The 11,613-nt window shown below is 69.1% G+C and carries 9 protein-coding genes, 1 pseudogene and 1 riboswitch; of the genes and pseudogenes, 8 read left to right on the top strand and 2 right to left on the bottom strand.

Annotated elements, in window-relative coordinates; translation table 11 throughout:
* Window positions 1-22: 22 nt before the first annotated feature.
* Window positions 23-1,219, bottom strand: a complete 1,197-nt coding sequence (locus tag ON23_RS08700; RefSeq protein ID WP_039777371.1) for a L,D-transpeptidase — start codon at window positions 1,217-1,219, stop codon at window positions 23-25.
* A gap of 274 nt (window positions 1,220-1,493) precedes the next feature.
* Between ON23_RS08700 and ON23_RS08695 the strand changes: the two genes are divergently transcribed.
* The 7 genes and pseudogenes from ON23_RS08695 (at window position 1,494) to ON23_RS08665 (ending at window position 9,177) form a co-directional block, all read left to right on the top strand.
* Window positions 1,494-2,180 carry a rhomboid-like protein gene (locus ON23_RS08695; RefSeq protein WP_039777370.1) on the top strand — a complete coding sequence of 229 codons (687 nt, stop codon included), beginning with the start codon at window positions 1,494-1,496 and terminating at the stop codon, window positions 2,178-2,180.
* Window positions 2,181-2,271: 91 nt separating this feature from the next.
* Window positions 2,272-2,362, top strand: a riboswitch (SAM riboswitch).
* Window positions 2,356-2,832: pseudogene (locus tag ON23_RS08690) on the top strand (GNAT family N-acetyltransferase); the annotation flags it as partial. (Overlaps the previous riboswitch by 7 nt.)
* 128 nt (window positions 2,833-2,960) lie before the next feature.
* On the top strand, window positions 2,961-4,040 hold the full coding sequence (locus tag ON23_RS08685) for an LLM class flavin-dependent oxidoreductase (RefSeq protein ID WP_039777369.1): 1,080 nt from the start codon (window positions 2,961-2,963) through the stop codon (window positions 4,038-4,040).
* On the top strand, window positions 4,037-5,644 hold the full coding sequence (locus ON23_RS08680) for an ABC transporter substrate-binding protein (protein WP_039777368.1): 1,608 nt from the start codon (window positions 4,037-4,039) through the stop codon (window positions 5,642-5,644). The genes ON23_RS08685 and ON23_RS08680 overlap by 4 nt, the downstream gene beginning before the upstream one ends.
* Window positions 5,645-5,649: 5 nt before the next feature.
* Complete coding sequence (locus ON23_RS08675; protein ID WP_039777384.1) at window positions 5,650-6,606, top strand: ABC transporter permease; 957 nt, start codon at window positions 5,650-5,652, stop codon at window positions 6,604-6,606.
* On the top strand, window positions 6,599-7,474 hold the full coding sequence (locus ON23_RS08670; protein WP_039777367.1) for an ABC transporter permease: 876 nt from the start codon (window positions 6,599-6,601) through the stop codon (window positions 7,472-7,474). The genes ON23_RS08675 and ON23_RS08670 overlap by 8 nt, the downstream gene beginning before the upstream one ends.
* Before the next feature lie 65 nt (window positions 7,475-7,539).
* The gene (locus ON23_RS08665; RefSeq protein ID WP_051042265.1) at window positions 7,540-9,177 is read left to right on the top strand and encodes a dipeptide ABC transporter ATP-binding protein; all 1,638 of its coding nucleotides are present in this window, start codon (window positions 7,540-7,542) and stop codon (window positions 9,175-9,177) included.
* Between the two features lie 9 nt (window positions 9,178-9,186).
* Here ON23_RS08665 and ON23_RS08660 read toward each other — a convergent pair whose 3' ends face one another.
* Window positions 9,187-10,263, bottom strand: coding sequence for an ABC transporter permease (locus ON23_RS08660; RefSeq protein ID WP_051042263.1), 1,077 nt, complete (start codon window positions 10,261-10,263; stop codon window positions 9,187-9,189).
* Between the two features lie 266 nt (window positions 10,264-10,529).
* On the opposite strand from ON23_RS08660, the gene ON23_RS08655 reads away from it, so the two are divergent.
* Window positions 10,530-11,612 carry an LLM class flavin-dependent oxidoreductase gene (locus ON23_RS08655; RefSeq protein ID WP_039777364.1) on the top strand — a complete coding sequence of 361 codons (1,083 nt, stop codon included), beginning with the start codon at window positions 10,530-10,532 and terminating at the stop codon, window positions 11,610-11,612.
* Window position 11,613: the final 1 nt, after the last annotated feature.

Raw genomic sequence — 11,613 nt, 5'->3', positions numbered from 1 at the left:
GGTAGCCGCCGGGTGGGCCGGATCAGCTGTTCGCGTTACCGGCCTGCCAGACGTTCCACGGGACCTCCCAGTCGCCGTAGGTGTCCCACACCGGCAGCGGCTGGCCACCGGAGTTGGTGATCTCCACGACATCGCCGACACCGAAGTGGTCGAAGAACCACTGGGCGTTGTCGGGTGAGAGGTTCACGCAGCCGTGCGACACGTTGCTGGCCCCCTGCTGACCCACCGACCAGGGCGCCGAGTGGACGAATTCACCGTCGTTGGAGATGCGTTCGTCCAGGTCCACCTTCTCGCGGTAGTACCCGGCCTGGCCGGCGCAGACCCCGTAACTGCAGGAGTCCATGATGATCGACGGCGATTTCTCCGAAATGACGTGCGGCCCTTCGTGAGACGGGAATCCGGGTGAGCCGAGACTCATCGGCATCTGATTCACCTGCGCGCCGTTGTGCAGGATCGTCAGCTGTTCGGTGTTGCCGTCGGCCTGGGCGATCCAGGAGTCGTGGACCGTGTAGTCGGCGCTGTTGTTCTCCGCGCCGAACACGCCGTCGCCGAGGTCGAGACCGAAGACGTCGGCTTCGATATGAATCTTGGTGCCCGGCTGCCAGTACTGCGCGGCGCGGTAGTGCACATCCTTGTCGTCGACCCAGTACCAGGCGCCCGGCTGCGGCGGCGTGACGGTGACCTTCAGATGCTTCTGCACCTCGGCCTTGTTCGCCACCGGCTGAGTGAACTGGAAAACCATCGGCTGCCCGACCCCGATGCCGGTCTGAGCGACCAGGTCGGGGGCGGGCACGACATTCGCGTAGGCCTTGTGACCGGCGTCGATCGTGGCGACGGTGACCGTCTTGTCGGTCGCGACCTGAGCGAGGTTCACCGCTTGGGCGTCGACGCGGTAGGTGGTCCCGTAGTTCAGCGGGTCCTTCGAGGTCCAGCTGCGATGGTCGGAACCGAAATCGCCGGCGACCGCTTTGCCGTCCCCGTCGGTGACGGTCACCTTGGTGAGCATGCCGTCGGCGGAGTTCACCACGATGGGCGTGGCCGGATTGAGTGGCCCGTGATCGGCGGCGGGCACCTCGATCGCCGCGGGCGCGGTGATCTCGGGCGCCTTGGACACCGGCGCCGAGGAAGTGCCGCCACCCGAGCCGCCACATCCGCCGACGAGCACGACGATCGCCGTCAGCACCGCCGACACCACCAGTAGAGATCGACGCCTGCGCACGTCCTCACCGCCTCTGTCTCGCACCCTCGCATGCACGGCGCCCACCCGGGACACAGCACCCTCCAGTCCACACCATGAATCCGGTGTCGCATCGCAGCAGAGAGTACGTGTCGTCGTCGCTCGGCGCGCGCCCGGCATGGCCGGACCAGGCGTTTTGCCGTATTCGGGGTATTCGGCGGGGTGTGGCGCCGGCTCACCCGCCGCGGGTGAGTGCAACGGCGGCGTGCGGGCTCATAGTGAAGCGATCTTCGCGATCTGTCGAGGAAGGTGACCGATGCCCAGGCGAGAGCGCTCCCGGTGGCGGACCGCCACGGCCGCGATCGGCGACTACATCCGGCACGCGCCGGGCACCTACATCTGGCTGGCCATCCTGCTCGTGTCCACCCTCGTGGTCCGGCACCTGTCCCCCGATCAGGCCGAGACTCTGCTGGGCAACCGCTCGACCAATCTGCATCATCTGCGCGAGGATCCGGTGCACGTGCTGATCTCGAGCGCCTTCTGGCTCGCGGGCGGCGGCTGGTTCGGTTACGCGGTCAGCTACACCATCTTCCACGCCCAGGCCGAACGCTGGCTGGGAACGCTGCGCTGGCTGGCGGTGGTGGTGATCGCGCACGTCGGCGCGACCTACCTCAGCGAGGGCGTCCTGTATTGGGCCATCCAGCACGGTTACGCCCCGGAATCGGCGGTGAACACCCTCGACTACGGTGTGAGCTATGCGTTGGCCGGTGTCATCGCCGTGCTGGTGTATCGGATCGCGAAGCCGTGGCGGTATGTGTATCTGCTCGGCGTGGTCGTCTTCTACGCGATACCGGTCTTCTCGAACCGAACCTTCACCGACATAGGACATTTCAGTGCGATGGTGCTCGGTCTGGCCTGCTATCCGCTGACTCTCGGGCGGCGGGGTGTGTGGGATCCGGAGGTAGCGGTGCGCGGGCTCGCCGGGTCGGTGCGACACCGGTAATCACACCGCCGGACGGGCCCCCCGGCAAGGATTGGATTCAGCGCGATCCAGAGTACTGACCCCGCACCGGAATTCCCCTAGCGTGACGTTTCGCCCATCCAGAGCGATCGAGAGACCCGGCTCCACGACGTCGCAGCAACCCCCCGACTGGGTATGGGTGCTACCGCCGGGACCGATGGAGGAACTAATGGTACGCAGCGTTTTTCACGTCGGCCAGGACGATCCGATGGCCGCGCCGCTGCTGGCGGAGCTGGCCATCGAATACAGCAGCCGCTACGGCGGGAGCGTCGGTGAGGTGCACGCCGATCTGGTGAACTATCCGGCCGCCGATTTCGCGGCCCCGCACGGCGATCTGCTGGTGGTCGTCGAGGACGGCGAACCGGTCGCCGGCGGGGCGTTCCGCCGCTACGACGAGCAGACCGCCGAATTGAAACGCATCTGGACCGCACGCGAGCACCGCCGTCGCGGCCTGGCGACCTTCGTACTCGCCGAACTCGAGGCCGAAGCGCTGCGCCGCGGATATCGGCGGATCTTCCTGACCACCGGTCCGCGGCAACCCGAGGCGGTCGCCCTGTACCTGTCGGCGGGGTACACCCCGCTCGAACGCACGCCGTCCGTTCAGCCCGGTCTGCTCGCGCATCCGTTCGAGAAATATCCGACACGGGTGGCAAAAGTGCAGCGGCGCAATCGTTTCGGCCGCGAACGCGACGGTGTGTACACCCCGGTGCGGTCCGGATTCCGCTATCCGCCGGTGCGCGGCGAGGCCGGTGCCGTCCACGTATGAAATTCCTGTTGTTGACGCTGATCACCCACCAGCCCGACCCGGTGACCGGCATACTCGAATCACCCGCGCGCCGTCTGGGCCGGGTGGTGGACAGCGCCCGGCTCGCCGAGACGCTCGGCTACGACGGATTCGCGGTCGGAGAACGCCACGAGGACCCGTTCCTGTCGTCCGCGCCGCCGGTGGTGCTCAGCCATATCGCGGCGCTGACCTCCCGGATCGCGTTGTTCACCGGCGTGACCACGCTGAGCCTGCTCGATCCGGTGCGCGCCGCCGAAGACTATGCGACGCTGGACAATCTGTCCGGCGGCCGCCTGGAGCTCATCGTCGGCAAGGGCAACGGCGCGGCGCAGGCGAAACTGTTCCACGTCACCACCGCCGACCAATGGGACCGCAACCGCGAGGGCTACGAGCTGTTCCGGCAGCTGTGGCGCAGCGACGACGTCACCTGGACGGGCCGGTTCCGGCCGTCGCTGTCCGGTGCCAAGACCCTCCCCCGGCCGTTGCAGCCGGAGCTGCGGATCTGGCACGGCAGCGCCACCAGCCGCGAATCGGTGGAAGTGGCCGCGCGCCATGGCGATCCACTGTTCTCCGCGAATGTGACGTACCCGATCGAACCGTATGCCGAACTGGTCGACCATTACCGGGAACGCTGGGCGGCTCACGGCCACGACCCCGCCGACGCGCTGGTCGGCGCCGGGACGGCCGGGTTCTACGTCGCCCGCGATTCCCGCACCGCGCTCGACACCTACCGCCCGATCTTCGAAGCGCGCCGTGCGGTCGCCCGCACATACGGTGCGCCGGAGGTCTTCACGTCGGTGGAGGACTTCGTCGAGCGCAGTTCGGCCGTCGTCGGCAGCCCGCAGCAGGTACTCGACAAGCTGGGGCGTTATCACGCGCGGCTGGGTCACGAGGTGATCCACCTCGGCGCCGACGGCGACGGGCTCACCGACAAGCAGCACCGCGAAAGTCTCGAACTCTTCCAGGCCGAGGTGGCGCCCCAGTTGCGCCGGACCATTCCCAGCCGTCCGCTCGGCGCCGACCGCTACCGCATCGATCCACCCGGAGTCACCGAATGAAACGAATCCTCTCGCCGGCGCTCGCGCTCACCGCGACGCTGGCGATCGCCGCCTGCGCGAACACCACCGGTGGTGGCGGCGACGCCGGTCCCCCGCAGCCGGGCGGCACCCTGCGTTACGGCCTGTCGCAGGCGCCGACCTGCTCGGATCCGGCTCAGGCCGGCACCAACCAGACCTTGTACGTGGCACGCCAGATCGTGGATTCGCTCACCGACCAGGATCCCGCCAGCGGGGAGATCAAGCCGTGGCTGGCCACCTCCTGGCAGGTGAGCCCGGACGCGAAGACCTTCACCTTCCATCTGCGGCCCGACGTCACGTTCAGCGACGGCACGCCGCTGAACGCCACGTCGGTGCAGAAGAACTTCGACGCCATCGTGCACACCCTCACCGCGGCGAAAGCCCCGCTGGGAGCGAGCTATCTGGCCGGGTACGCGGGCACCACGGCGGTCGATCCGCTCACCGCCGAGGTTCGATTCGACGCGCCGAACGCCCAGTTCCTGCAGGCCTCGTCGACACCTCAGCTGGGCATTCTCGCGGACGCGACCATCGCGAAACCGGCCGAACAGCGCTGCCTCGGCGACAATATCGGCAGCGGTCCGTTCGTCTACGCCGGCTATCGCCAGGACGCGTCGGCCACGCTGGTGAAGCGCCCCGGATATCGGTGGGGTTCGGCGGTGTTCGCGCATTCCGGCGAGGCGTATCTGGATCGCATCGAATTCACCGTCGTCCCCGAGGCCGGGGTGCGCACCGGCAGCCTGTCGTCGAATCAGCTCGACGCCGTCAGTGACGCACTGCCCCAGGATGTTCCGCAACTCGAGGCCGCCGGCGCCAAGGTGCAGTTCGACTCGAACCCCGGCGTTCCCTTCGGGCTGCAACCGAATGTGAGCCGGGCGCCGCTGTCGGATTCCGCCGTGCGCCAGGCCCTGTTGCACGGAATCGACCGTAAGCAGCTGGTGGATACGGTGCTGGGGCCGCAGTTCCTGCCCGCCACCGGGCCGTTGGCCTCGAAAACGCCCGGCTACGTGGATCTTTCGAAGTCGATCGCCTACGACCCCGACCAGGCGCGCCGCATTCTGGATCAGGCCGGATGGGTGCCCGGCGGCGACGGGATCCGCGTGAAGGACGGGCGGCGGTTGTCGTTCGGTGTCCTGTTCGGTGCGCAGTTCGCCGCGAATCAGGCGACCTTGGAACTGGTGCAGCAGCAATTGCGCAAGATCGGGGTGGATATCCGGCTGGAGCTGACGCCCGTCGCCGACTACACCGCGCGGCAGAACTCCGGAGATTTCGACGCCACCTACTTCAACACCACCCGCGCCGACGGCGACATCCTGCGCACCACCTTCGGCCGCGGTCAGCGAAACCTCAACCAGCGCGGACCGATTCCGGCGCTGGACCAGGCGCTCGCCGACCAGTTGTCGACCACCGATCCGGCGGCACGGGCGGGGATCATCGGGCAGGCGCAGCGATCGGTGATCGAGAACGGACTGTGGCTGCCGACGATCGAACTGTCGCAGGCGATCGGGGTGTCCGGCGCGGTGCACGATCTGAAGTTCGAGGCCTCGGCGCGCCTGCAGTTCTACGACACCTGGCTGAGCAAGCGATGACTCCGATGACCCGGTATGTGATCGTGCGGGTGCTGCAGGCGATCGGGGTGCTGTGGGCGGCGTTCACCATCTCCTTCGCCGTGTTGTTCCTGCTGCCGTCGGATCCGGTGCAGATGGCCGTCGACGCGGATCCGGGTGTGCCCCCGGATCCGGCCGCCATCGCGGAACTGAGGGCCAGATACGGGCTGGACCGCACGGTGCCGGAACAGTATTGGACCGCGCTCACCCACGCCGTCCGCGGTGATCTCGGACGCTCCCTGAACACCGGGCAGTCCGTCACCGGCGCGCTGGCGCAGTCGATTCCCTCGACGCTGGCGCTGGCCGGCCTCGCGCTGCTGCTGGCGATCGTCTTCGGCACCGCGCTGGCCGTGGCCGCGTCCTACACCCGGCGGCCGTGGTTGCGGAATCTGCTGACGGCGCTGCCGCCGATCGGTGCGGCGATGCCCACATTCTGGGTGGGTCTGCTTCTGCTGCAACTGTTCTCGTTCCGGCTGCGCCTCGTGCCCGCCTTCGGCGGGACGGGCTTCAGCGGCACGATCCTGCCCGCGGTCACCCTGGCGGTGCCGGTCGGCGCGGTGATCGCGCAGGTGTTCTACAGCGGTCTGGCCACCACGTGGCGGCAGCCGTTCGTCGATGTGGCCTTCGCCAAGGGCGCCTCGCGGCTGTGGGTGCAGTGGCGGCATGTGCTGCGCGCGGCGGCCGGGCCGGCGCTCACCGTCGCGGGACTGTGGGTCGGCACGGTGCTGGCGGGTTCCGTGGTGGTCGAAACCGTGTTCTCGCGCGGCGGCCTGGGCCGGCTCACCCAGAACGCGGTGCTGCATCAGGACATTCCGGTGGTGCAGGGCATCGTGTTGATCGCCGCGCTGGCCTTCGTGGTGGTGAATCTGGCGGTGGATCTGATCTATCCGCTGCTGGATCCTCGCGTCGCCGTCGCCCGAGAAAAGGTGGGCGCTCATGTCTGACACACTGCTCATCGCCGAACCGACGGCCGCACGGATCACGCAAGTGCGGCGGGTACTGGCGCCGAAACGTCTGCGTGCTTCCGCCGGACTGGCGGTGTCGGTACTCGTGCTGATCGTGGTCCTCGGCTGGGCGGTCGCGCCCTCGCTTCTCGCCGGCAACGATCCGCGCGCGGGAGTGCCGGAGGAGAAATTCCGCGGCCCCAGCTTGCAGCACTTGTTCGGCACCGACAACCTCGGCCGCGACCTGTACACCAGGGTGGCGCACGGAGCGGCGCTGACACTGTCGGCGACCGTCTGTGCCGTGCTGCTGGGGCTGGTGATCGGTTCGGCGATCGGTCTGATTTCCGGCACCCTCGGCGGGACGGTCGATGCCGTCGTCATGCGCGGAGTCGATGTGCTGCTGGCGATTCCGGAGCTGTTGTCGGCACTGGTACTCATCACCGTGCTCGGGCTCGGTACCCGGAATGTGGCCATCGCGGTGGGGGTGGCGCTGATCGCCCGGTTCGCGCGGGTGATGCGTGCGGAAGTGCTGCGGGTGCGTCGCGCGCCCTACGTGGAGGCGGCGTTCGCGTCCGGGGTGCGCTGGCACACCGTGCTGTTGCGCCACATCCTGCGCACCGCGTACGCGCCGGTCGCCGCGCTGGCCGCGGTCGAATTCGGCGTTGCGGTGCTGGCGATCTCGTCGCTCAGCTTCCTCGGCTACGGTGCCGCGCCACCCACCCCGGAATGGGGTTCGCTGATCTCCGAGGGACGCAACTACCTCGTGCTCGCCTGGTGGATGACCACCCTGCCCGGCCTGGTGATCGTCGCGGTGGTGCTCGCCGCGCAGCGCATCGGCCGCGCGATCGGGACTACGGAGGACCGATGAGACACACTGGCGCAGCCTCTCGTCGGTCCGACCGGGTGCGGGTGTCCCGCCAGACACGAGGACCGATGAGCCACACAGGAGGTTCGACCATGAGCGACGAGACCTTGTTGCGCGTCGACAACCTGCACGTTCGCTACGGCGGCATCTCGGTGGACGCGGTGTCCGATGCGACGTTGGAGATCGCGCGCGGGGAGACCGTCGCGCTGGTCGGCGAATCGGGTTCGGGCAAATCCACCCTCGCCCATGCCGTGATCGGCCTGCTGCCGCAGTCGGCGGAAGTAACCGGCGGCGGAATCGTCTTCGACGGCCACCGGCTCGACACCGCGTCCGAACGCACCCTGCGCGGCCTGCGGGGGGCGCGCATCGGACTCGTCCCGCAGGACCCCGGAACGTCGCTGAACCCGGTGCAGCGCATCGGCGATCAGGTGGCGGAGGTGTTGCGCATCCATCGGCGGGCCGACCGGCGCACGGCGCGGCTGGAGGCGGTGCGGTTGCTCACCGACGCGGGCCTGGACCGCCCGGACGTGCGAGCACGGCAGTATCCGCAGGATCTGTCCGGCGGGCAGCGCCAGCGGGTGCTGATCGCGATCGCGCTGGCCTGCGAACCGGACCTGGTGATCGCCGACGAGCCGACCAGCGCCCTCGACGTCACCGTGCAGCGCCGCATCCTCGACCACCTCGCCGATCGCACCGCACAACTGGGCACCGCGGTACTGCTGATCACCCACGATCTCGCGGTGGCCGCGGACCGGGCGGATCGGATCGTGGTGATGCGCCACGGCCGGATCGTCGAAACCGGCACCACCACAGCCGTTCTCACCGATCCGCAGCACGAATACACCGCCGAGTTGCTGGCCGCCGCGCCGAGCGCCGAGACCGCGGTGCGCCGGGCGCGCCCGCGTGCCGAACAACCGCTGCTGGTGGCGACCGGTCTGCGCAAGAGTTTCCGGATCGCGCGCGGCGTGCGCACGGATGCGGTCGACGACGTGTCACTGGATCTCGATCGCGGCGAAACACTCGCGCTGGTCGGCGAATCCGGGTCCGGCAAGACCACCACCGCCCGTATCCTCGCGAGGCTGTCCGCACCCGATGCGGGCAGCATCCGCTTCGACGGGCGTGATGTCGCCGGGTTGCGCGGCGCGGGACTGCGGGAGTTTCGCCGCCGCGTCCAGGTGGTGTACCAGAACCCGTACACGTCGCTGAATCCCACGCTCAGTGTCGCGAAGATCGTCGGGGAGCCGTTGCAGGCCTTCGGGATCGGTGATCGCGGCGAACGCCGCGCCCGGGTCGCCGAACTGCTCGAACAGGTCGCTCTGCCCGGCGAGGTCGCGGACCGGCGCCCGGAGCGGCTGTCGGGTGGGCAGCGGCAGCGTGTCGCGATCGCGCGGGCGTTGGCGCTGCGGCCGGACGTGCTGGTGCTGGACGAGCCGGTGTCGGCACTCGATGTCGGGGTGCAGGCGCAGATCCTGGCGCTGCTGGAGCGGCTGCAGTCCGAACTGGAGCTGAGCTATCTGTTCATCTCCCACGATCTGGCCGTGGTGCGCCGCATCAGCGATCGCGTCGCGGTGATGCGGCAGGGTCGGATCGTCGAAACAGCGACCACCGCAACGCTGTTCGACAACCCCGGGCACGAATACACGCGCGAGTTGCTCGCCGCGGTGCCGGGCGGGTTCGCGCGGCCGGTGATCGAACGGTCCGCCTGAGGTAGCGCACTATTCGTCGGAATCGGCCGGGTCGGGGTCGCGCGCGCCGGCGTGCCGGTCCCGCCACACCCAGAACACCGCGGAGGCGACCAGCGCCCACCCGGCGAGCACCAGATACGGGAATATGTGCTGGTGGCCGGAGAAATACACCGCGGTGTGCTGGGCGTTCACCGAGGCGCCCGGCGGTAGCCAGCGGCCGATCGCGCCGAGTACCGACGGCAGCAGCGGCCACGACACCGCGCCGCCGGAGGACGGATTGCCCAGCAGCACCATCACGCCCCACGTCGGGATCATCGCCCAGCGTCCGAACAGGGCGCTGAACATCGAGAAGATCATGCCCGAGGTGAACATCGTGAACGTCAGAATTCCCCACGACTGCGGGAACGGCAGCGTCAGCGCGCCCAGCCACCAATCCACCACGGCGGCGATGGCGAACCCGCCCAGCAGGGCATAGGCGACGGTGAACGCGATCCGCTGCACCGCGCTCAACGCACCGGCGTGCACACCGAGCTGGATGGCACCGACGAAGCCGATGATCACCGCCGCCAGCGTGATGTAGAAGATCGCCAATCCGCGCGGATCGCCCGGCTGCAGCGGATTGATATCGGTCACCGCGATCGGTATCCGGGTCTGGCGGCTCGCCTCGGCGGCCGCGGTGACGACCACCTGGGCCACCGACGATCCGGACGCACCCGAGATTTCGACCGGGATCCGCTCCGCGGTGCGCACATCGAGGATCGCGAACACCCGCTGCGATTCGACGGCTTCGCGCGCCTCTGCCGGAGTGTCGTAGTGCAGCGGATGCAGGGAGCCGTTCAGAGCCTGATCCATGGTGTCGAGGAAGCGCTGGTCGGGCGCCGGCACCGCGCTGCCCGCATCGACGACCGCGACGGGGATCCGGTGCGGTGTCGGATTGGCGAGGATATAGGTGTAGGAGCCGGCGAACAGTCCGGCCGCGATCGCCAGAATGAACACCAGCACCGTCGCCGGCAGATACGGCGAGTGCCGGAATCGGTGCCAGTGGCCGCGCCATCCAGTCGGGGCCACCGGCACCGGGGCCGGGGTATTCCGCTCGTTGTCGGACATGCCGCCACCTTAGGAGCCCGCGGCTCCGGAATTCCGGAAGCGGTCACGAACGCCGGCCTGCAGTATCCGAGCCCTTCTTGCCGTCGCGGCTCCCCGCCGATGCCGCCCGCCGCAAGAATAGAATTCACCGCGATCGAGAGTGCTGACGCCGCAGGCGATTTCTCATAGTTTGAGCTTCTGCCCATCCGGCGATCGCGGGACATCTCCGCTTCCCGTGAACCGCGATCCGGCGGTGTCTCTCCTGTCGATCGAAAGGACGCCTTCGCATGTCGTCGTTCCCGCCTCTGCTCGGGGTGGAATTGTCCGGCACGGGTATCCACCCGGCGTCGTGGCGGCGGGCCGACTCCCGCGCCGAGGAGCTGTTCACGCCCGGCTACTGGCTCGACGCGATCACCGCCGCCGACCGGGCCGGACTCGACTTCGTCTTCCTCCCGGACACCTTCGGTGTGGACGCGCACGGTTACGGCCCGCTCGACGCGATCGCGCTCGCCGCCCGCGCCGCCGCCGCGACCCGGAGCATCGGGCTGATCCCGCAGGCGACGGTCACCCACACCGAACCGTTCCATGTGTCCAAGGCGATCGCCGCCCTCGACTACGCCACCTACGGCCGGGCCGGTTGGGAGGTCGCGGTCTCCGCGGACGCCGAGCAGACGACCCTGTTCGGCCGCAAACAGCCGCAGGACGACGCCTCGCTGTGGCGTGAGGCCGACGAGGCGATCGAGGTGGTGACCCGGCTGTGGGACAGCTGGGAGGACGACGCCGAGATCCGCGATCTCGCGACCGGCCGCTTCATCGACCGCGACCGGCTGCACTACATCGACTTCGAGGGCGAGAACTTCTCGGTCAAGGGTCCCTCGATCACGCCTCGCCCGCCGCAGGGGCAGCCGCCGATCGCGGTGCGCGCCGAGTCGCCCCCGAGTACCCGCCTCGCGGTCCACCGCGCCGATTTGATCCGGGTCGGAGCCGCCGACCTCGACGAAGCGGCCGCCCTGCGCACCCGGCTGCGCTCCGCGGTCGCCGCGGCCGGGCGGTCCCCCGACGAGGTGCGGATCCTGCTCGACGTCGAGGTGCATCTGGCCGCGACCGAGGACCGGGCGCATGCCGAACTCGACCAGTTGGACGCCTGGGGCCCGGCGGCCCCGCCCGCGACCGTGCGCCATCTCGGCACCGCCGACGGTCTGCGCGCACTGCTGGACCGGGCCCAGCGCGAGTGCGCAGCCGACGGTCTGGTGTTGCGGCCCCTGGCGGTGCCCGCGTTCACCGCGGCGCTCGACCGGCCGGCACGCAGCCTGCGCGCCCGCATCGGATTGACGCGCCCCGCCAACCGCTACGCAGTCGCCCGAGGATGAG

This window comes from Nocardia cerradoensis NBRC 101014, from assembly GCF_000308535.1.
GTDB lineage: Bacteria > Actinomycetota > Actinomycetes > Mycobacteriales > Mycobacteriaceae > Nocardia > Nocardia cerradoensis.
Note: the sequence above shows the minus strand (reverse complement) of the source record. Positions and strands in the feature narration are given on the sequence as shown.

Excerpts from the sequence above, each read along its gene's own strand:
- ON23_RS08695 (WP_039777370.1), top strand. The coding sequence starts at position 1,494 with ATGCCCAGGCGAGAGCGCTCCCGGTGGCGGACCGCCACGGCCGCGATC.
- ON23_RS08680 (WP_039777368.1), top strand. The coding sequence starts at position 4,037 with ATGAAACGAATCCTCTCGCCGGCGCTCGCGCTCACCGCGACGCTGGCG.
- ON23_RS08655 (WP_039777364.1), top strand. The coding sequence starts at position 10,530 with ATGTCGTCGTTCCCGCCTCTGCTCGGGGTGGAATTGTCCGGCACGGGT.
- ON23_RS08665 (WP_051042265.1), top strand. The coding sequence starts at position 7,540 with ATGAGCCACACAGGAGGTTCGACCATGAGCGACGAGACCTTGTTGCGC.
- ON23_RS08670 (WP_039777367.1), top strand. The coding sequence starts at position 6,599 with ATGTCTGACACACTGCTCATCGCCGAACCGACGGCCGCACGGATCACG.
- ON23_RS08685 (WP_039777369.1), top strand. The coding sequence starts at position 2,961 with ATGAAATTCCTGTTGTTGACGCTGATCACCCACCAGCCCGACCCGGTG.
- ON23_RS08675 (WP_039777384.1), top strand. The coding sequence starts at position 5,650 with ATGACCCGGTATGTGATCGTGCGGGTGCTGCAGGCGATCGGGGTGCTG.
- ON23_RS08660 (WP_051042263.1), bottom strand. The coding sequence starts at position 10,263 with ATGTCCGACAACGAGCGGAATACCCCGGCCCCGGTGCCGGTGGCCCCG.